Source organism: Synechococcus sp. CCY9201 (assembly GCF_034931105.1).
Lineage (GTDB): Bacteria > Cyanobacteriota > Cyanobacteriia > PCC-6307 > Cyanobiaceae > CBW1002.
The window spans coordinates 16,498-40,334 of sequence record NZ_JAYGIC010000034.1 but is presented as its reverse complement, the minus strand read 5'-3'; the positions used below and the strand labels follow the sequence as shown (position 1 = coordinate 40,334).

Sequence of the window (23,837 nt, the reverse complement as noted above, 5' to 3'; positions counted from 1 at the left end):
ACCAGCCGTGCGGCGTTGGGGCGCCGCCGCCGCTGGACGTTGGCCGCCAGCCATCCCAGGGCCCGCTGCTGGGGCCATGCCAGCGCCGCCCAGTGCCGGTCCGCCAGAGCTGCTGCCGTCCGGTCCGATCGGGTGCAGCCGCGAAAGGGTGAATTCCGCCCGCTTCTCCTTGACCCCATCGGGTCGGCTCACGGTGTTGATCCGCAGTCGACCTTCCAGCACCAGCCGCTGGCCCACCTGGACCCGGTTCTGCAGATCCTGGGCGAGGTTGCCCCAGCCCACCACCTTCAGCTGCCCCGGCGGATCATCGGGCCGCAGGCCATCGAGCCGCACCGCCATCTCCGCAATCGGGGTCTGGTTGTCCTGGGTGTAGCGGATCTGGGGAGCCTCCAGCACCTCCACTTCAAGCAAACAGTGATTCACGCCCCGCCGGCCGGTTGATCACCCCATCCTGATGCACCGCTCAAGCCCTGTCGCTGCTCCTGTGGCTCAGGATCGTCTCTGGTTGGTTGCCGGCACGGGCGAAGGGCCGCCGCTGGCGGCCGCTCTGCTGCAACGCGGCTGGCGGGTGCAGGTGAATGTGGTCACGGCCGCGGCCGTGCGCGCCTATGCCCCCCATCCCGCCCTGGAGATTGGGGTGGGCGCCCTCGGGCCGCAGGGTGTGGCGCAGGTGTTGCAGGAGGCCCAGCGGAAGGGGCGCCCCTTCCGCTGGGTCGTGGATGCCAGCCATCCCTTTGCGGTGCGGATCTCAGACGAGCTGCAAAGGGCCTGCGCTGCCCTGGAGCAGCCCCTGCTGCGCCTGCTGCGGGCCGACCCTGCGCGGGAGCCTGCACTGGAGCCGGCGACGGGCAGTGGTGCACCATGGCCGACCACGCCAAAGCCGTCCTCTCCAGAGCCTTTGCTGCTGGAGGGGGTGTCTGCCCTCGAGGGGTGCGGTCCCTGGCAGGGCCGACGGCTGCTGCTGGCGATCGGCTCGCGGCAGTTACCCGAGGCGCTGGCCTCCAGTGAAGGAGCGCGCCACTTCGCCCGGGTGCTGCCGGCTCCCAGTGCCCTGGCCTTGGCCCTGGCGGCCGGCTTGCCCCCCGAGAGGATCGCCTGTCTGCGGCCCGCAGTCGGTGCCGCGGTGGAACGGGCCCTGTGTCGCCGCTGGGCGATCAGTCACGTGCTCTGCCGCCAGTCCGGCGGGCGCACCGAAACCCTCTGGCGAACGCTGGCGGCGGATCTCGGACTGCACTTGCTGTTGCTGCGCGCTCCACAGGAACCACATGCGCGCCAGGGCCTCGCCTGGGCGGCTTTGCTGGAGCGGATCGGCTGGCCCGCTTGAGCCGCTCCAGCATGGGCAGCATCTGAAGCCCCCCATGCCCGCCATGGAGTCCAGCAAAACCGGTTGCCCCCAGGCAGCCGCCATGCAACAGGCGGATCCTCCGCCGGCCGCCATGCCGCAGGCTGGCCATCTGCCGGCCGAGGGTCCCCAGCCTGAACCCAGCGCGGATGGCTCCGCCGGCCCCGCTTCCCTGGTGCTGGCCCTCACCACGGAGGCCGATGTCGAGAGGGCCCAGGCCCTGGCTCGTGTCTTGGTGGAACGGCGGCTGGTGGCCTGTGTCGCCCTGACGCCGCTCCGTTCGATCTACCGCTGGCAGGGGGCGATCGAAACCGCTGAGGAGGTGCAGCTGCTGCTCAAGACCCATGCCTCCCGCCTGGTCGACCTGGAGAGCGCCGTGCGGGCCCTGCACAGCTACGACACGCCCGAGTGGATCCACTGGCCCGTGGCGGCCAGTGCCGCCTACGGGCGGTGGCTGGCCGAGAGCTGCGGGCTTGGCGAAGCTCCACTCAACCCAGGTGGGACGCCACCAGGTCCTTGAGTGAGCCCTGGGGGCGCGGACCCAGCTGGGTCACCACCGCACCGGCACAGAGCGATCCGAGCCGTCCGCAGCGCTCCAGGCTCTCGCCGCGGGTGTAGCCGTACAGGAAGCCGGCGGCGTAGAGGTCCCCGGCTCCGGTTGTATCGATCAGGTTGCCCAGCACCACCGGTTCCACCTGGATCGTGGTGTCGCCGCTGAGGATCAGGGAGCCCTGTTCACTGCGGGTCAGGGCCGCCACCTTGCAGCGGCCCCGCACCTGATCGGCGGCCTCCTCGAAGCTGTTGGCCCGGTAGAGGGCCGTGATCTCCATCTCGTTGGCGAACAGCAGATCGACGTGACCATCAACCAGCTCGAGAAAGCTGTCGCGGTGCCGTTCCACGCAGAAGGCATCGGAGAGGCTCAGGGCCACCTCGCCGCCAGTGGCGCGGATGGCTTCGGCCGCGGCCAGAAAGGCGCGCTTGGCCTCTTCGCTGTCCCAGAGGTAGCCCTCCAGGTAAAGCAGCCTGGCCTGGCTCACCAGGGTGAGGTCGAGGTCGGTGGGATCAAGCCCAACGGATGCCCCCAGATAGGTGCACATGGTGCGCTGGGCATCGGGGGTGACCAGGATCAGGCAGCGGGCCGTGGAGGGGCCGCTGCGGGCTGCGGGGGTGTCGAAATGAGCGCCCACCGAGCGGATGTCGTGGCTGAAGATCGCTCCGAGCTGGTCATCCCGCACCCGGCCGATGAAGCCGGCTCGGCCGCCCAGCTGGGCGATGCCGGCCAGGGTGTTGGCGGCGGAGCCGCCGGAGGTCTCCAGGCCAGGCCCGACACTGGCGTAGAGCTGCTCGGCCTGCTGCTCATCGATCAGGGCCATGGTGCCCTTGGTGAGGCCATGGTCGCCGAGAAAGCGGTCGTCGGCCTGCACCAGCACGTCCACGATGGCGTTGCCGATGCCCACCACGTCGAAGGATTTGGTCGTCATGGCGATGCCTCAGACGTTCAGGAGGGCGCGCTTGGGACCGTGGATCGGATCCTCGACCACGATCGTCTGATCCCGGCTGGCGCCGAGCGACACGATGGCGATCGGTACCTCCATCAGTTCGGCGAGAAAGCGGAGGTACGCCATCGCGGTGCCGGGCAGATCGTCGAGGCTGCGGCAGTCGGCGGTTGAGGTCTGCCAGCCGGGCAGGGTCTCGTAGATCGGTTTGCAGCGGGCGAAGGCTTCGGAGCTGCTGGGGAAATGGACGATGCGCTCGCCGTCGAGTTCGTAGGCGACGCACACCTGGATCTCGTCGAGCTCATCGAGCACGTCCAGCTTGGTGATCGCCAGGCAGTCGAGCCCGTTCACCTGTACGGCGTAGCGACCGATCACGCCGTCGAACCAGCCGCAGCGGCGGCGGCGGCCGGTGGTGGTGCCGTACTCGCCGCCACGATCGCAGAGGTGGTCGTTGAGGCTGCCCTCCAGTTCGGTGGGGAAGGGACCTTCGCCGACGCGGGTGGTGTAGGCCTTGGCCACGCCGATCACCCGGTCGATCAGGGTGGGACCCACGCCGGCTCCGATGCAGGCCCCACCGCTCACCGGGTTGGAGGAGGTGACGTAGGGGTAGGTGCCATGGTCCAGGTCGAGCAGGGTTCCCTGGGCGCCCTCGAACAGGATGTTCTTGCGGGCCCGGGCCGCTTCATGGATGGTGCGGGTGCACTCCACCACGTGGGGGGCGAGGCGCTGGCCGTAGCCCACGTATTCGGCCACCACCGCCTCGAAATCGAGCGGTTCGAGGCCGTAGAGCTTCTGGAGGATCTCGTTCTTCTCGGCCAGGGGGCCGGCGAGCCGGTCGCGCAGGCGGGTCTCATCGAGAAGATCGATCACCCGGATGCCGTTGCGTTCGGCCTTGTCCGCATAGGTGGGGCCGATGCCGCGGCCGGTGGTGCCGATGCGGCGATCGCCGCGCCGCTGTTCCATCGCCTGATCCAGCAGGCGGTGGTAAGGCATGGTCACATGGGCGGTGGACGCCAGCTGCAGGCCGCTCACATCGATGCCCAGGCCGAGCAGCATGTCGAGCTCGACCAGCATCACCTTGGGATCCACCACCGTGCCTGAGCCGATCAGGCAGGTGGTGTCGGCATAGAGAATTCCGGAGGGAATCAGGTGCAGCTTCAGCACCCGACCATCCACCACGATCGTGTGGCCGGCGTTGACGCCTCCCTGGTAGCGCACCACCACATCGGCGGAGCGGCTCAGCAGATCCGTGATCTTTCCCTTCCCCTCGTCACCCCACTGCGCACCGATGACGACAACGTTGGCCAAGGAAGAACACAGCGGCCCGAAGCCGCTTCAAAGCACAATCCGAAAGCCTCTCAGATCAGGTGGCTTTTCGTCAAAATCCCTGGGTCGACCGCCCTGGTGAGCCGGTTTCCATCCCTCCCTTTCGCCAACAGATTTTTTCGGGCCTGACTTCGCAGGCCGCCGCCATGAATCCTGCGACCCGCAGACAGAAAAAGCTGCCCAGACTGGAACGGCGTGTGCTCGTCGTTGGATTGACGCCGTCCTGGGGGGCAGCTCGACGGGCTGAGCGAGGACAGGGGGATCAGGTGCCTCGCACAACGTTGCGTTCGGCTTTCTGCAGCTCTTTCTCCAGCCGCTCCCTCAGGGCATCGGGCAGGGGCCGATTGGCGTAATTGGTGTAGTGGCCGGCCAGGGAGTTGAGCGCCGTCTGCATGGTGGTGAACGAGCTCAGGCCATTGACACTGCTCTGGGGCCGGTAGCGGGCCATGTAGCTGTTGATCAGGGCCCGGGCCTCGGTCTCGGCGGCGGCGTGTCCAGGATCGTCCTGCGGGATCGCGATCGTGGTCAGGAGGCTCTGCGCCACGGCCATGGTGTCGTCCACATAGTTGCCGCTCAGGCCCGAGGAGGCTCCACTGCAGGCCGTGAGCCCGAGCGCCAGGCACAGACCCAGAGCCACCAGTACAGCACGCAACCGGTGCTGGACGCGTTGCCAGAAGGCAGCCATGGGGAATTGGCAAAGGGTTGGGGAATCCTAGGGATTGGACATCGACAGGCCAGCGCTCAGCCCTGGGCCGGGTTGCGCAGACCCTGGCGGCCCGCCTGGATCCGGGGCAGCAGTTCGGCCAGGAGTTCGTCGGCGCTGAGATCCTGCTTGTCACCGCTGGCCCGTTCCACCAGCTCCACCTGGCCGTCAGCGGCGCCGCGGCCCACTACCAGACGCCAGGGGATGCCGATCAGGTCCGCATCCTTGAACTTGACGCCGGCGCGCTCGTTGCGGTCATCCAGCAGCACCTCCAGGCCCGCCTCCTGCAGCTCGCCATACAGCCGCTCAGCCAGGGTCACCTGCTGGCTGTCCTGGCTGCTTGCCACCACCACGATCACCTCGAAGGGCGCGATCGAGACGGGCCAGCAGATGCCGTTGCGGTCGTGGTTCTGTTCCACCGCGGCCTGGGCCAGCCTCGAGACCCCGATGCCGTAGCACCCCATCCACAGGGCCTCGTCGGCTCCGCTCTCGGCGGTGAAACGGGCGTCGAGGGCCTCGGAATACTTGCGGCCCAGCTGGAAGATGTGGCCCACTTCGATGCCTCGGGCCGCCTCCAGTTCCTGGCTCGGGTCGTGCTGGCAGCGGTCGCCAGGCTGGGCGGCGCGCAGATCCAGGGACTCCGGACAGGGGTTGGATGGCCCCCAGCGAGCACCGACGCGGTGGGTGTCGAGGCGGTTGGCCCCGCAGACGAAGCGTTGCAGAGAGGCGGCGGTTCCGTCGGCGAGCCGCAGGAAGCGCGGGGTCCAGTCCCGGGCTCCAGACAGAACCGCATCGCTCAGATCCGGGCCGAGGGAGCCGAAGGGAAGGGGCGCCAGTCCCTGTCGCTCCAGCTGATCGGCCGTGAGCGGGGCCAGCTCGAGCAGGCTGCCCCGTTCCGCACCCAGGCGGGCCTGAACGGCATTGGCCAGCTTGACCTCGTTGAGTTGCTGGTCTCCTCGCAGGCTCACCACCAGGGGCTGGTCAGCGCCATCGGCGAAGCGAGCCAGCAGCAGCAGCACCTTGACGATCTGGCTCGGATCGAAGCCATGCCCGCTGCACAGCTGTTCGATCGTCGTCTGCCCCGGCGTGCTCAGCTCCTGACAGGGCTGGTCCGTGAGCGCCACCGCTTCGGGTGCCAGGGAGACGGCCCGCTCCTGATTGGCGGCGTAGCGGCCGTCGGGGCTGGTGAGAATCAGGTCTTCGCCGGCCTCGGCGGTCACCATGAATTCCTGGCTGGCCGAGCCGCCGATGGCGCCGCTGTCGGCTTCCACCGCCACGGTCCGCAGCCCGCATCGGCTGAAGATGCGGCGGTAGGCCTGATCCATCGCTGCGTAGGTGTCCCTCAGGCAGGCTTCGCTGGCGTGGAAGGAATAGGCATCCTTCATGATGAATTCGCGCCCCCGCATCAGGCCGAAGCGGGGGCGGATCTCATCGCGGAACTTGGTCTGGATCTGGTAGAGGTTCACCGGCAGCTGCCGGTAGGAGCGCAGCAGCTCCGCCGCCAGCGCTGTGATCACCTCTTCATGGGTGGGCCCCAGGCCCAGCTCGCGGCCCTGGCGATCCTCCAGGTGGAACATGATTCCCTCGCCGGCGGTATAGCCGGCCCAGCGACCACTTCTCTCCCAGAGATCAGCAGGCTGGAGCTGGGGCAGCAGTGTCTCGAGGGCCCCGGTGGCGTCCAGCTCCTCACGCACGATCGTCGCAACCTTGCGCAGCACCCGCCAGAGCAGGGGGAGATAGGCGTAGATGCCCGAGGCGATGCGGCGGATGTATCCGGCCCGCAACAGCAGCTTGTGCGAGGCAATCTCAGCTTCGGCCGGATCGTCCCGGAGCGTCACCAGCATCAGGCGGGAGACGCGCATCATTGTGGGGCAGTGGGCTTGGGAAATTACCACTGCCCAGGGCCTGACTGATGGTCGAAGAATCCTGCAAGGGTGAGCGGGACGGTTGCAGAAGGGGCCTGATCCCACGGCGGAGCCCCTGGCACACCTGGAAAGCTCTGCTAGCGTCTGGCGCGTTTCCCACCTGTCTAACTGTCGTCTCATGCCACCCTTCCCAGGAACAAACGGTGGAGCGGGAGGGCTGGCTTCGAGCGCTGCGGCGCCTGTTTCGGCGGTGGCCAGCGGCTTCACCGGTCTGGCACCGGGCCTGCGCAGTGCCCCTGCTGCGACTCCCCCTTCTCCGCCCCGAGGGGTGGGTTATGGGGCAGTGGCTCCATCTGGATATGTTCCGGCCGCGTCCGGACCTGATCGCCCCGCCAGCGAACAGGAGCCGCCTGCCGCAGGGGCCGCTGCAGCGATTACCCCGGAGGGACTGATCGGCATTGATGAGGTCCAGAAGGCGCTCAACCGTTCAAGGGCTTCGGTCTATCGCTACACCAACACCGATCCGCGCAACCTCAATCCCCCCTTCAATCCACGCAAGCTCAATCCCGAGTACCGAAGCGACCAGAAGGATCCGCTGCTGTTCCATCCCCATGAGGTGGCTCGCTTCGCCCGGGATGTCCTGAGGATCAAGGAGGTGACCGTGGAGGTGCTCAACTCGCCGTCGACCGCGACCCAGCAGCTGCTCACATCGATTCTCGATGAGCTGCGCGCGATCCGCAGCCGTCTCGATGCGTTCGAGGAGGGCTCAGCCCCCCTGCCTGCGCCTGCCCACCGCGACAGCTTTGATCAGGCGCGACCGGCAGCCTGAGGAATCGCCAGCGAGCTGCCTGAGGAATCGCCAGCGATCCGTCATCGTCGACATCTGCCGTAGTGACATCCGCAGAGCCAGAAGCTGCACTGGCTCAATCGGCGGACTGAAATGAGGCGCTTGAGTTGTTGCCAAACTGGATGCATCGCTTGCCTGCAGGGAGACGTAAGATTCCTGTTCCTTCTTTCATCCCCGTCTTCAGGACCCCTCAGGCCGTTCGTCCCTTCCTGTGCTCCAGCTGCTGCGGCTCCTCATTCCCTCCTTAGGGCAGTGCCATGAGTTCCGCAGCTGAGCCGTCGCCGCAGGTAGGGCCCTTCAGGTCAGTTGCCCCTCCGGCCGCGGCTGACTTGCTCGTGGGTTCCGCTTTTTCATGGACCATCCTCCTCCTGCCACCGCCTCACTGATCGGGGCCTTGCTCCAGACCACTCCTGAAGATCAGAAGCAAGACGGTCTCGATACCGGTCAGGAATCCCTTGAGGAGCCCCCCAGTCCGGGGCTGATCCAGCTCTCTCTCTCTCCCATTCTGGGCTTCACCATCGCCCTTGCCACCGTTCTCGTGCCCCTCGGTAGCGTGATGGCTCAACGGCCCACCTGGCTGCCTTCCGCCGCGGCTCCAGGGCCTGCCGTGACAATCCCCCTGCGCGAGACGGGCCATGGATCTCAGCAAACTGGCGGCCTGTCCGGCACCGGGACTGGTCAATCTGATCGTTGAGATCCCGGCCGGCAGTCGCAACAAATATGAGTACAACGCGGAGGCCGGCATCATGGCCCTCGACCGGGTGCTGCACTCTTCGGTGCGCTACCCCTTCGACTATGGCTTCGTCCCCAACACCCTTGCGGAGGATGGCGCTCCGCTCGATGCCATGGTGATCATGGAAGAGCCAACCTTTGCCGGTTGTTTGATCACTGCGCGCCCGATCGGCATCCTCGACATGATCGACTGTGGTGCCAACGACGGCAAGTTGCTCTGCGTGCCGGCTGCCGATGCGCGTCAGGTTGGCGTGCGCAGTATCCGCCAGATCTCACCGAATCAGCTGGAGGATGTGGCTGAATTCTTCCGCACTTACAAAAGTATCGAGGGCCGCAAAACCACCATCACCGGCTGGCTGGATGTGGTGGAAGTACCCGCTCTGCTGCAGCGTTGTATGGAAGCTGCCCAGCTTGCCAACACCCCCATCTCGGTTCCATCCCTGGATCCCTGAGAGCGGGTGGGGGCTGTATCACGACTTCCTCAACGTGCTCGCTGCAGCAGGAAGCCTTCGTAGTTGAGAGCCTGAAAGATCCGGGCAGGATCACTGAATCCCGCCGCGTTCACCAGGGCGCCGAGCCGGGCCAGGCCGATCGGGTGGGTCTGCTCCGTGAGAGGCGCCAGCTCCTCGGCGGCGGCATCAAGGCCGCTGGCCTCCTGGAAGCCGATCCAGGCAGCCTCGACCTGCTTCCGCAAGGGGGAACGCTCCGGCTGCATCCGATCCACCAGCACCAGCTGACCGCCCGGCTGCAGGCTGCGGCAGAGGGCGCTGAGGAAGGCCAGCTTGCTGCCGTCATCAGGGAGCGACTGCAACACCAGCACCGAAAGGGCGCCGGCAAAGCGTCCCTGCGACGCCTCGTCCTCGGCAAGTGCTTCAACCGTGCTCTGGCGCCAGTCGATCCTGCCGCCGCCTAAGAGCCGGCCCCGGGCGATGGCCAGCATCTCGGCGGAGGGATCGGTGGCGGTGAGGCTCCAATCGGGTCGCTGAGCCTGGGCTTCGAGCAGTTCGGAACCCGTACCGCAGCCGGCCACAAGGATGGCAGCTCCCTCACGGCTGGCCAAGGGCGAGGCTGCCAGCAGGGCCACGGCCAGGCGGGCCAGGCTGGCGTAACCCGGGATCAGCCGCTGGACCACCCGCTCGTAACCGTCATTATCGGCCGGGTGGCTGGTGTCGCTCTGGCGTTCCTCGACCACGGCTGGTGCGGATTGGAGGGTGAGCCGCGATGCTACGGGCGCTTTGCCTCCTCAACACTCCGTTTCAGGCGGGCCGTAACTGCAGGGGATGCTGCGGTGGGTGCCCTAAGTTGGGCGGCGCCCATTCCCCCCGGATCGACCGTGCCCACCATCCGTTTTGAACGCGAAGGCCAGCAGGTCGGTTGCATCGAAGGAGCCAATCTTCGTAAGGCAGCCTTGGATGCGGGCATCAACCCTTACAAGGGCCTCAACAACGTCAACAATTGCGGCGGCCTTGGCCAGTGCGGCACCTGCGTGGTCGAGGTGCTCGAGGGCCAGCGCAATCTCTCCCCCCGCAGTGATGTCGAGGAGGTGTACCTGGCTGATCGTCCGGCGAACTACCGCCTCAGCTGCCGCACGGCCGTCAACGGGGACGTGACCGTCCGTACCCGCCCTGATGCAGGCGTGGGCAAGGGCTCCAACAGCCTGGTGGGTGCACTCAAGGCTCTGGTCGGCAAGAAGTGAGCGGCTGGCGTCTCTACGCCTATGCCCAGTGCTCCACCTGCCGCAAGGCCCAGCAGTGGCTGGCCAGCCAGGGCCTCAAGCCTGAGCTGCTGGACATCACCCTCACCCCTCCCACACGCCTGGAACTGGCGGCGGCGCTGGAGCAGCTCGGTCGCCGTCGCCTGTTCAACACCAGTGGGCAGAGCTATCGGGCTCTCGGTGCAGCGGCTGTCAAGGCCATGGATGATGAGGCTGCCCTTGATGCCCTGGAAGCGGATGGCAAGCTGATCAAGCGGCCCTTCCTGGTGCGCGGCGACGGGCGGATCCTGACCGGCTTCTCGCTTGAAGAGTGGCAGACCTTCTGTCTGGATGCCTGAGGCTCAGGCTCCCTGTGGTTCAGGCTCTGTCGTGGACATGGGCAGGCAGCCATCCAGTCGTCACCGTCCTCCGCGCTTCGGATTCTGCCCCTGTCTGCCTGTGTCGCCTGGATCAGTCTCAACGCCTCCTGCTCCTTGAATGGTTCCGTCATGGCCAGCCAGTGAGGATGGCAGGGTGATTTCTTCGAGCTCCTCGATGAGGGCCTCGATGCTGGCTCGGTTGATCTGGCCGAGGTAGGTCCGCTTCAGCTGCTCCAGCAGCGAGCAGAGCAGCGCCTGGGATCGCAGCAGTGCCTCCCCATTTTCGAGGGCGGAGGCCAGTTCTTCCCAGAAGCGGTCGATGAAGCGCTGCAGCAGCTCCAGCTGTAGATCATCCCGGCGCTGCAGACGCTCGCCGGTGCCTCGGGAGACGTCCAGCAGACTTTCCACCATGCCGTTGGCCAGCTGCCGGCTCAGCCCCTGCTCCATCTGCATCAGCAGCTGAATCCGCCGCAGCGGCCCCGGCACGATCGTGTTCTGCAGGCTCTGCTGCAGGGCATGCCCCAGAACTCCCTGGATCTCTGGCTCCAACCGGGGCGCCACCTGGTTGAGCAGCAGCGGTGCCCAGATGCGCACCAGCTCCACCAGTTCCTGTTCGTCGGGGCTGATCACGCTCTGGTGGCTGCGCAGGGCCCGAAGCCGCTCAGGCCACCGCCGCGAGCGCACAAGCTGCTGGATCCCGTCGACCAGCTGCAGGGACAGCACCTCAAACAGTTCCACCGCCAGCATCGCCACCACCCCGCGGCTGATCACTGCCCGCAGCGGCTCGATGTTGATCAGGCCGCTGGACTGCAGGCGTTCCACCACAGGCACCAGGCGCAGCCAGCGCCAGAAGGGCAGCAGCAAGGGCAGATCAATCCAGCGTCGCAGCAGCGCATCCCTCCAGCTCAGCCCGGGCAGTCGCCGCCGGATCCGCAGGCAGCGCAGGAGGATGTCCAGGGCGAAGACGCTCTGAAACAGCACCAGGTCGTAGAACCAGAAGTGGTCGGTGGGGCGGCCGTTTTCGTCGATCGACCGCCAATAGTTGGTGGCGACCAGGGGCAGGAGCTGCTCCCGCCAGAAGACCCGCTCCGTGGCCCAGGGGTGGCTGCTCAGCCAGGCCGGATCGAGCAGTTCGGCCGAGGCCTGTTTGGCCGAGGTCTCGTCGGCCCGCTGCCGCAGCAGATTCTTGATCTTCTCGAGTGTGCCGGAGGCGTTGGCGGCCAGGAAGGGATTGCTGTCGATCATCTGCTGCGTCAGCTTCACCTGCTTCGCCAGCAGCCGCCGCTGCTCAGCGCTGAAGCTGTCTGCTGGTGAGCTTCCCTTTGGGGATGCGCCGGTCTGCAGGGAGTGATCCAGGCGCTCGAACTGATCGAGGTAGGCCTGGGTTTCGCGGTGGGGTTCGATGCCCTTGATCGGATCCACCAGGGGGGTGAGATCCGGCAGAAAGGGCACCGGCACCCGCAGGGGCAGGGATTGCAGTGGATACAGATTGCGCTGCAGCCAGAAATTGCGCAGGGGGATGTAGGTGAGATCAAAGGCCACCCACAGAAGATTCACCGTTGCCCACAGGGCCACAAAGCGATCCCACGCCAGGGCGAGGGTGCTGCGGGGGCGTGGGACCTGAGCTTGCCAGCGGGGTCGTGCCATGAAGGGGCAGCGGGCCGATCTCTGCCTAATCTGCCTTCCTCGGGCCAAGCCGCCGCCGTCGATGAGTGCATTGAGCGATCCCCTACCCCATCCGCCCAACGACGATGACGTTCCTGGGGCGCGGCCCGATCCACCCGCTGTTCAGGATGAAACGCCCCATCCGCATGCGGCCGAGAACCCCTGGGCCTTCTGGCGCAGTGTGCTGATCACCCTGGCGGTGGCCCTGGGTATCCGCCAGTTTCTGATGGAGGCCCGGTACATCCCTTCCGGGTCGATGTTGCCGGGCCTGCAGATCCAGGATCGCCTGCTGGTGGAGAAGCTCTCCTACCGCAGCCGCGAACCACGTCGCGGCGAGATCGTGGTGTTCCATTCCCCCTATCACTTTGATCCGGTCCTGACCGGCGAGAGCTCCCCCAATCCACTCCGTTGCCTCCTGGTCAACCTGCCCTTCATCGGCACCCTGCCGGGCCTGCAGGTGCCGGCCTGCGATGCCTACATCAAGCGGGTGGTGGCTGTGCCGGGTGATCGGGTTGCGGTGGATCCCCGCGGTCAGGTGTTCATCGATGGCAAGAGGCTGAACGAGCCCTACGTGCACAACTACTGCCCCGTGGACAGCCAGGGCATCGGCCCCTGCCGCACCCTCAACACCGTGGTGCCGCCTGGCCACGTTCTGGTGCTGGGCGACAACCGCGCCAACAGCTGGGATGGTCGCTTCTGGCCCGGCGGCAACTTCCTGCCCCAGAAGGAGATCATCGGCCGGGCGTTCTGGCGGTTCTTCCCCTTTGATCAGATGGGCAGCCTCAGCCCATCAGGCACCAGTCCGCAGGATCCATGAGTCCGCTGGCCCGCACCCGTCCCACCAGGGGCTGCCCCCAATGCAACTGGTTGGCGGCCAGCGACCGGCAACTCCCACCGTCCCAGTTCCAGGACGCTGCAGGATCGAACAGAATCCAGCGGTCACTGGGGACGATCAGGCTCTCGGGTCGTTCCCCCAGCAGGGCAGCCGGACCCCAGCAGAGCACCTGCCAGAGCTCCGCCACGGTCCAGCCCCTGCCCACGACCAGTTCTTGCCAGAGCAGGGACAGGGCCAGCCCATGGCCGGCCACGCCGGCGCGTCGCTGATCCACCGGCAGCAGCCGTTCCTCGGCATCAAGCGGCTGGTGTTGCACTGCCACCGCCGTGATCAATCCCTCCGCCAGGGCTGCGATCAGGGCCTCCCGATCGGCCGGATTGCCCAGGGAGGGGACCACCCGCCAGCCTTCATCACTTGGATCGAGACGGCCGCTGTCGGCCAGCAGGTGCCACCAGCTCACCGTCGCCGGCGGTGGCTGGCGATGGCGGCGCAGCTGCTCCACCGCTTCGCTGGTGGAGAGGTTCATCAGCACCAGTCGGGCTGAGGGATGGGCCTCGCCAAGGGCCAGTAAGGTCTGAAGGGGAAGGGTTTCGCTCACCACCGGATCCAGGGGCCAGCCGGCCCGCAGGCCCTCCACCCGTTCCCGAACAAACCCCTGACGCGTCAGCTGGGCCTCCCGCGGAGCCAGCAGCACCGGCCGTTCGGCCATCTCCGCCAGCCGAAAGCTGCTCTCCAGCAGCGCTAGGGGAGGCAGGTGGTCATCGCCGGCCAGGCCAAGGGCTCCGGTGGCCAGTTGATCGGCGTGGGGGGCCAGATCCTGATCGGCACCCTTGAGACTGAGGCTGCCCCAGAGGCGCAGGCGCAGGGGCTCTGGCCAGTGCAGCTTCAGGCGCTCGGGCCGGTCGCGCCAGTCGTGGGCACGCGGCAGCAGGGCCACGGTGCCATAGCCCCCAGTCACGGCTGCCGCAGCCAGGCTGCTCAGGGTTTCGGCGCGGCCGTCCCATGGATCTTCGAGAACGCTGTGGGGATCCACCAGGGGAGGCGCCAGCCAGCAGCCGCCAGCGTCGACACGCACAACGGGTGCCAGAGGCAGGAGACGGCGGGCCTCATCGCCCTCAGCCACCAGGCGACGGTCCTCGAGCAGCACGTCGGTGGTGCTGGGCTGCTGCTGCGGGCCTGGCAGCAGCGTCACTCCTTCCAGCAGATGGCGCACCATCGGCCGGATCAGAGGGCTCCCGCCGCGGTGCGGTCCAGGACCCCGCCGAGGTGGGCGGTCAGGTTGAGGCAGCTCACCACCGCTCCTGCCGCCACGCCGTGGGGATAGTCGATCACGGTCACACCACCGTTGCCCTGCTTGATCGCCCAGATGTCAGCCGGCCGGAGGCCCAGCAGGCCACAGAGGATCGTCTTGTTGACGGCGTCGTGGGCCACAACCAGGGCCGTTTCCTCGTGATCGAGGCTGGCGGCGATCACGTCCCAGGTGTGCAGGGAGCGATCCGACACGTGCTGGATCGTTTCCCCCTCCGGCATCAGCACTGTCTCCGGTGCCCGTTTCCAGTCAGCCAGCAGCTGCGGCCAGCGCTCAGCGATCTCGGCTTCGAGACAGCCCTCCCAGAGGCCATGGCCGATCTCCACCAGCCCGTCGGTGCTGGTGAGCGGCACACCGGGATGGTCTTCGAGAATCACCTCGGCGGTGCGACGCGGCCGTGACATCGAGCTGGTGTAGGCCCGCTGCAGGCTCTGATCCGCCAGGAAGGACCTGGCGGCCTGGGCCTGGGCCAGGCCATTGGCGTTCAAGGGAATATCGATCTGGCCCTGAAAACGCCCCTGGCGGTTCCAGTCGGTTTCGCCGTGGCGCACCAGCAGCAGCCTCGGTCCATCGCCCTTGACCGGCAGGCCGCGGCCGAGATGAACCGTGCCGTTCAGCGACTCGATCTGGACCTCCGGATCGCTGGCCGAGCCGCTCAGGTTCAGCACCGACACCGAGGCGTTATCGAGGCGCAGTCGGCGGAACTCACGGGCGGGCAGGCCCAGCAGGGTGAGCAGCAGGCAGCGCAGGATGCCGTTATGGGCCACCACCAGCACCGTGCTCGTGCTGGCGCTGGTCACGGCCTCGGCGTGATCCCGAAGCAACCCGTTCAGCCAGTCCCGGGACTGGACCATCAGCTCCTCGAGGGGGCGGTAACAGCTGCCGTCGGGGCGGCTGAATTCCAGGGTCTCGGGCGCCTCCCGCCAGCGGCGTTCCTCCTCGGGAAAGGTCTGCCTCAGCTCGCTGCGCAGCAGGCCGGTCCAGGGGGTCAGATCAATTTCCAGCAGCCCGTCGTTCGCTGTGGCCTGCAGGGACGTGCCCTGCGCCTGCAGCAGCTCTCGGGCCGTGTCACGGGCCCGGCTGAGGGGGGAGCAGTAGGCGGCGGCGAGGGGCAGATCCCGAAGGGCCTCACCGGTGCGGCGGGCCTGCTCGTGGCCCTCGGCGGTGAGGCTGGAGAGATCGTCGCGTCCCTGAATGCGGTGCTCGGTGTTGAAGGTGCTCAGCCCGTGACGGACCAGAACCAACCGGAGGGACACGGAGCTGTGGCGCAGGTGCGGCCATCGTATGGGAGGGGTCGGGAGCCAGGTCGCGGGGGGTGTGCGGCCCCTGCAGACCAGAATCCCAGGGCCACCGGCGCACTGCATGGCTCCGTCCTCCGCAACCTGGAAGCCCGCCCTGGCGTTCCTCAGCCTGGCTCTGAGTGCCCTGGTCTGGTTCAACGGCCTGCTCGACAGCCTGCAGCGGCCGTCGGTGGCCACCGCCCTCGATCTGCGCCAGCTGGAGCTGGCTGCTCTGGCGGCGCCGGCGGTTCCCGCTCCGTTGCAGCCCCTGCTGGTGGGGGCCGATCCGCTGGAAGCGTTGCGGAGGGAGTTGCAACGCCTCGATGGCGACACGGCTGGACTGACCGCTCCGCCGCTGCGGCTGCAGTGGGCCCTGCTTGAGCGTGGCCGCGGCGACGACGCCCAGGCCCGGGCGTTGCTGCAGGATTTACGCGCAACCGCCGAGCTTCCCCCCTCCCGGCGCCCCCTGCTCGATGCCCTGCTGGGGTCTCCCTCCCCCTCCCGGCCCGGTGAGGAACCGGCGGCCAGCCCTTCGGCTCTGGCGGTCGCTGATCCCGCCCTGCTGGCCGCCCTGACGCCCGACGACCTGATCGCCACTCTGCTGGAGCCGTGGTCACCCTCGCCGCTGTTGCGGCGCCTGGGCTGCGAGCAGCTCAGCGCTGATGCCGAGGATCGGCCGCTGCGATGCCTGGAGGCGGGCCCTGCCCGTGGAGCCCTCTGGCGGCTGGTCGGCATCAACCTGCTGCCCGCTCTGCTGTTGCTGCTCGGACTGGCCCTGCTGGTGCGGCAGCTGTGGCTGGCCTGGCGTGGTCGCCAGGCGCCCCTTCCCCCCTTGCAGGGCCCCACCCTCTCCGGTGTGGATGTGACCCTGCTGATCGCCGGTGGTTTCGTGCTGCTGGGTGAAGTGCTCACCCCGCTGCTGCTCGGCCCGCTGCTCAGCTCCGCAGTGGCCGCACTCGGGGTGGACCTGGCTTTGGGCCAGGGGCTGCAGGTGCTCGGGCTCTATCTGGGGCTGATGGCCGCCCCCCTGACCCTGCTCGCTGTCCTGTTGGCTGGGTTGGGACCTGTACCGGAGGGTGGCTGGTTGCAGTGGCGCTGGCGGCCGCTCAGCCTCAGCCTCCGCTGGGCCGCCTCCCACCTGGTGATGGTGTTGCCGGTGGTGGCCCTGACCGGCTGGATCCTGCAGTGGATCTGGAGTGATCCAAGCGGCAGCAATCCTCTGCTGGAGCTGGTGCTCACCAGCGGCAACTCTGCGGCGCTGCTCTGTTTTGCCGCGACGGCCATGGTGCTGGCACCTCTGTTCGAGGAGACCCTGTTCCGAGGCGTGCTGCTGCCGGTCCTGGCGCGGCGTCTCGGTGGTACGGGAGGCGTGCTCGGCAGTGCGGCCCTCTTCGCCCTGGCCCACCTCAGCCTGGGCGAGCTGGCGCCCTTGTTTGTGCTGGGTCTGGGGCTGGGCTGGCTGCGGTTGCGCAGCGGCCGGCTCGGGGCCTGCGTCCTGATGCATGGCCTCTGGAATGCCCTCACCTTCTCCAACCTGCTGTTGCTTGGGGGCTGAGCCTGGAGCGGGCTGTGCTGTGCCGATTTGCGGATGGCGCCGCCACAGCTTGCGAGTGCCCCTGTTCAATGGTTCACTTGCGCAGATTCCATCCAGGCTTTGCTCGCCTCCCCCTCCTCCCCCAAACCCCTCCGGCGAGCCCCGATCCGGCGATCTCTGGAGCTGATCCAGGGATCAATGTCTCCGACCCGGATCGCACGCCGCTCCCCTTGGCTGGCGGGCCTTCACCGTGCGAGTGACGGAGCCTTGCTCGGTCTGGGTGTGGCCATGCTCGGCCTGAGTGCCCTCACTCTCTACTGGCAGGCCCACTGGGCCCGTAGCTATCAGGAACTGGAGACCTCTCAGGTGCTGGAGCATCGCCTCCAGGAAGCCACTGCTGTGCTGGAACAGCATCATCTCGGTGTGGCCAGGACTCCAGGCCTTGTCGAACCCACCAGCAGTGAGAAACTGGTCTATCTGCCAGCTCCCCAGGCAGAGGCTGGACGACGGGGCCTGCCACTCTTGGCCAGTATCCAGATCGATCGCATCCCGTCTGGTTACTGAACGTTCCGGCTCACCGGTCTCTGCAGCGTCGATCCCTCCCATGGCGGCATCCTCGACCGATCTCCGCCCCCGTCGCCGCCCCCCGGGTCGGGTGGTTGATCTGCATCCGATCTCCCCAGGCCGGTTGCTGTCCGTCTATCTGATCCTGGCTGTTGGCCTCACTGGTCTGGCGGCACGACTGGCCTGGCTGCAGGTGGTCGATTCGCCCCGGCTGCAGGCCAAGGCCCGGGCTATCCAGACCCATTCCCAGGTGCCGATCGGCAAGCGCCGCACCATCGTGGATCGCACCGGACGTCTGGTGGCCCTGGATGAGGAGCGCTACACCCTCTGGGCCCATCCCCGGTACTTCAACCTCCCGGGTGACGATCCCCAGAAGCTGAGGCCCCCAGCCGACGTGATCGAGCGCCTGGCTCCAGTGCTGGCCGTGCCTCCGGCCAGCCTGGAAGACCGTATCGGTGGCCGCCGCAGCGGAGTCAAGCTGGCCACCGATCTCGACCCTGACACGGCCGAGCGGGTCCGGGAACTGGGCATCAGCGGCCTGGATCTCGAGGCCTATCCACAGCGGCTCTATCCCCAGGGTTCCTTGTTCGCCAATGTGGTGGGCTTCCTCAACCTGGAGCGGGTGCCGCAGGCCGGCCTGGAGCAGAGCCGCGACCGGGATCTCAAGCGCCATGAGGCGGTGCTGCGCATGCGACGCGGCGCCGATGGCACCCCCCTGCCGGAGGGTCTGCAGGCTGGCGTGCTCTACGGCGACGATCTGCGCCTTCAGCTGACCCTTGATGCCCGCCTGCAACAGGTGGCCCAGCAGGCCCTCAGCAAGCAGGTCAAGCAGTGGAAGGCGAAGCGGGGGGTGGCCCTGGTGATGGATGTGCGCAACGGAGAGCTGCTGGCCCTTGCGTCCACGCCGACGTATGACCCCAACAAATTCTGGAAGTTCAACCCCGGTCTGTTCCGCGAGTGGTCGGTGCAGGATCTTTATGAACCGGGTTCCACGTTCAAGCCGATCAACCTGGCCCTGGCCCTGCAGGAGAAGGCGATCGATCCCAACGGACGGGTCAACGACAGCGGCTCCCTCACGATTGGCGGCTGGCCGATCTTCAATCACGACAAGCGGGCCAACGGGGTGATCGATTTCCCCACCGTGCTGCAGGTGTCGAGCAACGTGGGGATGGTCAATGCCATGGCCCTGGTGAAGCGTGATCGCTTCTGGCACTGGCTGCATACGCTCGGCATCGATGCGGTGCCAGACACCGACCTGCCTGGTGCGGTGGCCGGCCAGCTCAAGGATCGCCAGCAGTTCGTCTCCCATCCGATCGAACCGGCTGTGGCGTCCTTCGGTCAGGGGTTCTCGCTGACGCCCCTGAAGCTGCTGCAGATGCACGCCATGCTGGCCAATGGTGGCCGGCTGGTGAGTCCCCACATCACCCGGGGACTTCGTTCCGGTGATGCCTTGGCCAGCCCGGCGTCGCGCTCCGGCGTCCAACTCCTGGATCCGGCTGTGACCAAGGTCGTGCTGGGTTGGATGGAATCGGTGGTGGAGAAGGGCAGCGGCAAGGGCGCCAAGCTCGCCGCCTATCGCATCGGTGGCAAGACGGGCACGGCCCAGAAGGCCCGCAATGGCGTCTACATCCCGGGCGCCCGGATCTGCAGTTTTGTCGCGGTGCTGCCCATCGAGGATCCCCGCTTTGCCGTCCTGGTGGTGGTGGATGAACCCCAGGGCGCTAACGCCTATGGCTCCACCGTGGCCCTGCCGGTGTCGCGCCAGATCATGGAGGCCCTGCTGGTGCTGGAGAAGATCCCCCCCAGCAAGCCGGCCGCCGCCGCCGCGGCCACTGCCAGGCCCGCCGCCTGAGGTCCGTGGGATCGGGCTGATCAGGCCTGTGGCCATTCCCACAAGTGGCTCAGGCCGCTGCTAGGGGTCTGGCTAGCCTTCAGGGAGCGGACGATATCCGATGGCCAATCTCCTGGATCAACTCGCCGCCATGACGGTGGTGGTCGCCGACACCGGCGACATCGATGCGATTCGACAGTTCACACCGCGGGATGCCACCACCAACCCGTCGTTGATCCTGGCGGCGGCCCAGATTCCCACCTACCAGAACCTGATCGACCGCTCGCTGCAGGAATCGCGGGCAGTGATCGGCGCGGAGGCTCCGGCCGAGGAGGTGGTGAACGAAGCCCTCGACGAGATCTGCGTCACCTTCGGCAAGGAGATTCTGCAGATCGTGCCTGGTCGTGTCTCCACCGAGGTGGATGCCCGCCTCAGCTACGACACCGAGGCCACGGTGGCCAAGGCCCACAAACTGATCGGTCTCTACGAGCAGGCGGGGATTGGTCGCGAACGGGTGCTGATCAAGATCGCCTCCACCTGGGAGGGCATCCAGGCTGCTGAGCGGCTGGAGAAGGACGGCATCCACTGCAATCTCACGCTGCTGTTCGGCTTTGCCCAGGCTGTGGCAGCGGCTGAAGCCGGCGTCACGTTGATCTCTCCCTTCGTGGGGCGCATCCTGGATTGGTACAAGAAATCAACCGGTCGCGATCACTACCCCGGTGCCGAGGATCCCGGCGTGGTGTCGGTGACACGGATCTTCAATTACTTCAAGACCTACGGCTACCGCACCGAGGTGATGGGAGCCAGCTTCCGCAACCTGGACGAGATTCTTGAGCTGGCGGGGTGTGATCTGCTGACGATCTCACCGGCCCTGCTGGATCAGTTGCGCAGCACCGAGGCAGAGCTGCCCCGCAAGCTCAACGGCAGCGATCCGGCGCCGAGTGAGCCGCGCATCAGCCTGGATGAGGCGGGGTTCCGCGCCATGCTGGCGGAGGATCCCATGGCCTCCGAGAAGCTCGATGAGGGCATCCGCGGTTTCTCCAAGGCGATCGAAACTCTGGAGGCCCAGCTGGCCCACCGACTGGCGGTGCTGGAGGGCGGAGCTGCCTTCACCCATGCGGTGCAGGAGATTTTCCTGCTCAACGATCTTGATGGCGATGGCTGCATCACCCGTGAGGAGTGGCTCGGCAGCGATGCGGTGTTTGATGCCCTCGACACCGACAGCGATGGCCGGCTCGCCCCTGAGGATGTGCGCGGCGGTCTGGGAGCCGCGCTGGCCCTGAGTCGTTGAGGGAGTGAGTCACTCCTGCCGCGTCTCCAGTCGCCGGCCTTGAGGCACCGTTAACCCGATCGGGCCCGGCATCGGCGACACTGTGGAGTCACTTCTCCCTGCTTTCTGTGAACGCCCTGGATACGATGCGCGCCCTGGCCAGCACCGGCGAGGTGGTCTCCGTTCCCCAGGGTGAGCTGATCTTCCGCTCCGGCGAATCCGGCGACTGCATGTTCGGCGTTCTGGAGGGCACGGTCCAGCTCAGCTGGAATGGGGACACCGGCCACGAGCAGATCGAGGCCGGTGATGTGTTCGGGGCCGGCGCGCTCGTCACCCACGACCACCGCCGCTATGGCAATGCCCGTGCCCTCAGTCCCTGCAGGCTGCTGGTGATGAACCGGGAGAAGTTCCTGTTTGCGGTGCAGGAATCTCCCATGTTCGCCATTGAGCTGCTCGGCTCGATCGATCAGCGGCTGCGGCACCTCAAAGACTGCATCAAGCCCTGATCACGCCAGCCGGCCCGGCCATGGAGCCTGGCGCTGTCGAGGCTGTACGCCAGAGGCTCTCAAGTGCCTTCGGATGTGCTGCGCCGGGTCAGCTCTGTTTCAGCCCTGTTGCAGCAGCAACCTGCGGATCACCCGTTGGGCGATGTCGCCGTAGCCCATCGATCCTGAAAGGATCTGGGCGATGCGCTGCGGCGCGGTAGGGCGTTTGATCCCCAGCTGATAGCCCACCCGCGGGAAGCGGTAAAACACCTGGGCGATCCGCCGGCCCCAGGCCATCGACTCGCCCCAGTCGGCTCGCATCTGGCTGGTGTAGGCCCCGAGAGCCTTGGTGTCTCCCGCCAACCAGCGCTCCAGGCAGGCGGCGCCGCTGCTGCCGCTCATCAGGGCCGGTCGCAGCCCTTCCGCCAGGAATGGATCGCAGAGTGAGGCGGCATCGCCCACGGCGATCACTCCATCGCCATGCAGGCGGTGGTGGCCGTCCCAGACGCGCAGGGGAGCGCCACGGCGCTCACCGGCCGTGGCCGCATAGCCGAGGCTGGGCAGCATCCGCTCCAGCACGGCCGCATGGTCGGCCGGGTCCCGGCCGATGAAGGTACCCACCCCCAGGCTCATGCCCCCCTGGCGGGGGAAGGCCCAGCAGAAGCCGTGGTGCACCAGGCCGAACTCGAAATGGGCGGTGTCATCGTCATGGGCGCTGGCTTCGCCTGCCGGGGTTTGGGTGGTTCGATCCACCTCGGCGGCCAGGGTGGTGGCAAAGCGGGGCCGGGCCGGGCCCAGCCCCAGCGGTGCGCTGAAGGCGGAGGTGGAGCCATCGGCAATCACCAGGGCGTTTGCCCGTACCAGGCGGCCGTCGTCACTGCGCACCTGCCAGAGGGAGTCATGGCGGCTCACGTCGCTCGCGCTCCAGCGGCTCTCCAGGCTGCAGCCCGCCGCCACCGCCTGCTCGACCAGATATTGATCAAGCCGCTGGCGGCGCACGATCCAGAACGGCGCCTCTCCGGGGAGCTCGGCCGTGACAGGATCCTCCAGATTCCAGGTGAAGCGCACCCGGCGGATCACCCGGTCCACCGCCGGGCTGAGATCGAAGGGGAACCAGCGCTGCACCGATGCGGCCATGCCGCCGCCACAGGCCTTGGGCCGCGGCCAGCTCTGGCGCTCCAACAGCAGCACCCGGCGGCCGGCGTGGCTGAGATGGAAGGCAGCAGCGGCGCCGGCGGCGCCAGCCCCCAGCACGATCACCTCGGCATCACGCGTCAAAGGATCAGCCCTCAGACCTTGAGGATCTCAGCTTCCTTGGTGGTCAGATGCTTCTCCAGTTCGCTGATGAAGCGGTCGGTGAGCTTCTGCACCTTCTCCTGCTCGTCTCGGCTCTGATCCTCAGAGAACTCTCCCTCCTTCTCCAGTTTCTTGATCCGGTCAATGCCATCGCGGCGGATGTTGCGCAAGGCCACCTTGCCCTCCTCGGCGTATTTTGAGGCGAGCTTGCAGAATTCCTTGCGCCGATCCTCGGTCAGGGGTGGGATGTTGATGCGGATCGATTTGCCGTCGTTGTTGGGGGTTAGCCCCAGATCGCTCATGGCGATCGCCTTTTCGATCAGGCTGATCGAGCCGCTGTCGAAGGGCTGGATCTGGATCGTCTGTGAATCGGGGGTGGTGATCGTGGCGAGCGATTTCAGCGGAGTTTCAGCGCCGTAGTACTCCACACTGATCTTGTCGAGCAGGGAGGGGTTGGCCCGACCGGTGCGGATGGTGTTGAAGGTGCGCTGGGTGGCTTCCACCGACTTGCGCATGCTGGCTTCGAGATCCATGACGGGATGACGCAGAAGGGATGCAGTCGAAACGGCGCGAAGGTCACGCCACGGTGCTCAGCGCACGGTGATGCTCAGCACAACAGTGGTCAACGCGAGGGAACGATACGGGTTCCGATCGACTGGCCTGAAACGGCCCGCCCGATGTTGCCCGCACCAAACAGGTCAAACACCACGATCGGGATGGCATTGTCCTTGCACAGCGCGATCGCGGTGCTGTCCATCACTTCCAGTTCGCCGCTGAGCACGTCCATGAAGGTGAGCGTGTCGTAGCGCACCGCGTCAGGGTGCTTGGCCGGATCCTTGTCGTAGACGCCGTCAACCTTGGTGGCTTTGAACACCACATCGGCATTGATTTCAGCGGCTCGCAGGGCGGCGGTGGTGTCGGTGGTGAAGAAGGGATTGCCGCAGCCGGCCCCGAAGATCACCACCCGGCCCTTTTCGAGGTGTCGGATGGCACGGCGACGGATGTAGGGCTCCGCCACCTCCTGCATCGAAATGGCGCTCTGCACCCGGGTCGGGATGCCGGCCTGCTCGAGGCCATCCTGCAGGGTGATGGCATTCATCACGGTGGCGAGCATGCCCACGTAGTCGGCGGTGGCCCGGTCCATGCCGGCGGCGGAACCTTTAAGGCCCCGGAAGATGTTGCCGCCGCCCACCACGATGGCCAGCTCCGTGCCGCTGGCCACCACCTCGGCCACATCCCTGGCGATCGACTGAACGATGGCGGGATCGATGCCATAACCCTGGTCGCCCATCAGCGCCTCGCCGCTGAGCTTCAGGAGGACGCGCTTGTAGGCCATCGACATCCACAATCGCCCGCACCGTAGCAACCATGCCAACCCCGATCC

Annotated in this window: 24 protein-coding genes; 12 read left to right on the top strand and 12 right to left on the bottom strand. The window is 67.0% G+C overall.

The window, feature by feature from the left end:
• A partial coding sequence (locus tag VB716_RS04020; RefSeq protein WP_323269781.1) for a single-stranded DNA-binding protein occupies positions 1–423 on the bottom strand: 423 nt, incomplete at its 3' end.
• 61 nt (positions 424–484) lie between these two features.
• Here VB716_RS04020 and VB716_RS04015 point away from each other — a divergent pair.
• Both VB716_RS04015 and cutA read left to right on the top strand, forming a co-directional pair.
• Positions 485–1,324 (top strand): precorrin-6A/cobalt-precorrin-6A reductase, encoded by an 840-nt coding sequence (locus VB716_RS04015; RefSeq protein WP_323249444.1) that lies wholly within the window; start codon positions 485–487, stop codon positions 1,322–1,324.
• Between the two features lie 43 nt (positions 1,325–1,367).
• A complete protein-coding gene (cutA, locus tag VB716_RS04010) occupies positions 1,368–1,862 on the top strand; it encodes a divalent-cation tolerance protein CutA (protein WP_322758473.1) in 495 nt (164 codons plus the stop codon).
• Here cutA and VB716_RS04005 read toward each other — a convergent pair.
• The 4 genes from VB716_RS04005 to VB716_RS03990 form a co-directional block, all read right to left on the bottom strand.
• Positions 1,831–2,823: an adenosine kinase gene (locus VB716_RS04005; protein ID WP_197156687.1), complete on the bottom strand. Its 993-nt coding sequence runs from the start codon at positions 2,821–2,823 to the stop codon at positions 1,831–1,833. The two genes, cutA and VB716_RS04005, sit on opposite strands and share 32 nt — an antisense overlap.
• Positions 2,824–2,832: 9 nt before the next feature.
• Positions 2,833–4,146: an adenylosuccinate synthase gene (locus VB716_RS04000; protein WP_197156685.1), complete on the bottom strand. Its 1,314-nt coding sequence runs from the start codon at positions 4,144–4,146 to the stop codon at positions 2,833–2,835.
• A 280-nt stretch (positions 4,147–4,426) separates the two neighbouring features.
• Positions 4,427–4,849: a photosystem II protein Psb27 gene (psb27, locus tag VB716_RS03995; RefSeq protein ID WP_197170538.1), complete on the bottom strand. Its 423-nt coding sequence runs from the start codon at positions 4,847–4,849 to the stop codon at positions 4,427–4,429.
• Between the two features lie 56 nt (positions 4,850–4,905).
• The gene (locus VB716_RS03990; protein ID WP_322758474.1) at positions 4,906–6,729 is read right to left on the bottom strand and encodes a proline--tRNA ligase; all 1,824 of its coding nucleotides are present in this window, start codon (positions 6,727–6,729) and stop codon (positions 4,906–4,908) included.
• A 436-nt stretch (positions 6,730–7,165) separates the two neighbouring features.
• Between VB716_RS03990 and VB716_RS03985 the strand changes: the two genes are divergently transcribed.
• Together VB716_RS03985 and VB716_RS03980 are read left to right on the top strand one after the other, a co-directional pair.
• The gene (locus VB716_RS03985; RefSeq protein ID WP_197158870.1) at positions 7,166–7,561 is read left to right on the top strand and encodes a hypothetical protein; all 396 of its coding nucleotides are present in this window, start codon (positions 7,166–7,168) and stop codon (positions 7,559–7,561) included.
• Positions 7,562–8,214: 653 nt separating this feature from the next.
• Positions 8,215–8,763 carry an inorganic diphosphatase gene (locus VB716_RS03980; protein WP_197156679.1) on the top strand — a complete coding sequence of 183 codons (549 nt, stop codon included), beginning with the start codon at positions 8,215–8,217 and terminating at the stop codon, positions 8,761–8,763.
• A 29-nt stretch (positions 8,764–8,792) separates the two neighbouring features.
• Here VB716_RS03980 and VB716_RS03975 read toward each other — a convergent pair whose 3' ends face one another.
• Positions 8,793–9,503 (bottom strand): class I SAM-dependent methyltransferase, encoded by a 711-nt coding sequence (locus tag VB716_RS03975; protein ID WP_197156678.1) that lies wholly within the window; start codon positions 9,501–9,503, stop codon positions 8,793–8,795.
• 141 nt (positions 9,504–9,644) lie between these two features.
• Here VB716_RS03975 and VB716_RS03970 point away from each other — a divergent pair, with 141 nt between their 5' ends.
• Complete coding sequence (locus VB716_RS03970; protein ID WP_197156676.1) at positions 9,645–10,007, top strand: 2Fe-2S iron-sulfur cluster-binding protein; 363 nt, start codon at positions 9,645–9,647, stop codon at positions 10,005–10,007.
• On the top strand, positions 10,004–10,363 hold the full coding sequence (locus tag VB716_RS03965; protein WP_197156674.1) for a Spx/MgsR family RNA polymerase-binding regulatory protein: 360 nt from the start codon (positions 10,004–10,006) through the stop codon (positions 10,361–10,363). The genes VB716_RS03970 and VB716_RS03965 overlap by 4 nt, the downstream gene beginning before the upstream one ends.
• A 60-nt stretch (positions 10,364–10,423) precedes the next feature.
• Here VB716_RS03965 and VB716_RS03960 read toward each other — a convergent pair whose 3' ends face one another.
• Positions 10,424–12,031, bottom strand: a complete 1,608-nt coding sequence (locus VB716_RS03960; protein WP_231605374.1) for a hypothetical protein — start codon at positions 12,029–12,031, stop codon at positions 10,424–10,426.
• 61 nt (positions 12,032–12,092) lie between these two features.
• On the opposite strand from VB716_RS03960, the gene lepB reads away from it, so the two are divergent.
• Complete coding sequence (gene lepB, locus VB716_RS03955; protein ID WP_197170535.1) at positions 12,093–12,866, top strand: signal peptidase I; 774 nt, start codon at positions 12,093–12,095, stop codon at positions 12,864–12,866.
• On the opposite strand, the gene VB716_RS03950 is transcribed toward lepB, so the two are convergent.
• Positions 12,832–14,100 carry a dihydroorotase gene (locus VB716_RS03950; RefSeq protein ID WP_322758476.1) on the bottom strand — a complete coding sequence of 423 codons (1,269 nt, stop codon included), beginning with the start codon at positions 14,098–14,100 and terminating at the stop codon, positions 12,832–12,834. The two genes, lepB and VB716_RS03950, sit on opposite strands and share 35 nt — an antisense overlap.
• A gap of 8 nt (positions 14,101–14,108) precedes the next feature.
• Entirely contained in the window at positions 14,109–15,449 is a 1,341-nt protein-coding gene (locus VB716_RS03945) for a histidine phosphatase family protein (protein ID WP_322758477.1), read from the bottom strand.
• A gap of 106 nt (positions 15,450–15,555) precedes the next feature.
• Between VB716_RS03945 and VB716_RS03940 the strand changes: the two genes are divergently transcribed.
• From VB716_RS03940 to VB716_RS03920, 5 genes are all read left to right on the top strand, one after another.
• Positions 15,556–17,028 carry a CPBP family intramembrane glutamic endopeptidase gene (locus tag VB716_RS03940; protein WP_322758478.1) on the top strand — a complete coding sequence of 491 codons (1,473 nt, stop codon included), beginning with the start codon at positions 15,556–15,558 and terminating at the stop codon, positions 17,026–17,028.
• 246 nt (positions 17,029–17,274) lie between these two features.
• Positions 17,275–17,571 (top strand): hypothetical protein, encoded by a 297-nt coding sequence (locus VB716_RS03935; protein ID WP_322758479.1) that lies wholly within the window; start codon positions 17,275–17,277, stop codon positions 17,569–17,571.
• A gap of 40 nt (positions 17,572–17,611) precedes the next feature.
• Entirely contained in the window at positions 17,612–19,423 is a 1,812-nt protein-coding gene (locus tag VB716_RS03930; RefSeq protein WP_197156663.1) for a peptidoglycan D,D-transpeptidase FtsI family protein, read from the top strand.
• Between the two features lie 100 nt (positions 19,424–19,523).
• Complete coding sequence (locus VB716_RS03925; RefSeq protein ID WP_197156661.1) at positions 19,524–20,693, top strand: transaldolase; 1,170 nt, start codon at positions 19,524–19,526, stop codon at positions 20,691–20,693.
• Between the two features lie 107 nt (positions 20,694–20,800).
• A complete protein-coding gene (locus tag VB716_RS03920) occupies positions 20,801–21,178 on the top strand; it encodes a Crp/Fnr family transcriptional regulator (protein ID WP_322758480.1) in 378 nt (125 codons plus the stop codon).
• A 99-nt stretch (positions 21,179–21,277) separates the two neighbouring features.
• Here the strand turns inward: VB716_RS03920 and VB716_RS03915 are convergent, their stop codons facing one another.
• The 3 genes from VB716_RS03915 to pyrH form a co-directional block, all read right to left on the bottom strand.
• Positions 21,278–22,435, bottom strand: a complete 1,158-nt coding sequence (locus VB716_RS03915; protein WP_197156657.1) for a geranylgeranyl reductase family protein — start codon at positions 22,433–22,435, stop codon at positions 21,278–21,280.
• An 11-nt stretch (positions 22,436–22,446) separates the two neighbouring features.
• Positions 22,447–22,986, bottom strand: coding sequence for a ribosome recycling factor (frr, locus tag VB716_RS03910; protein WP_197156655.1), 540 nt, complete (start codon positions 22,984–22,986; stop codon positions 22,447–22,449).
• Positions 22,987–23,075: 89 nt separating this feature from the next.
• Positions 23,076–23,789, bottom strand: a complete 714-nt coding sequence (pyrH, locus tag VB716_RS03905; RefSeq protein WP_322758481.1) for a UMP kinase — start codon at positions 23,787–23,789, stop codon at positions 23,076–23,078.
• Between the last annotated feature and the right edge of the window lie 48 nt (positions 23,790–23,837).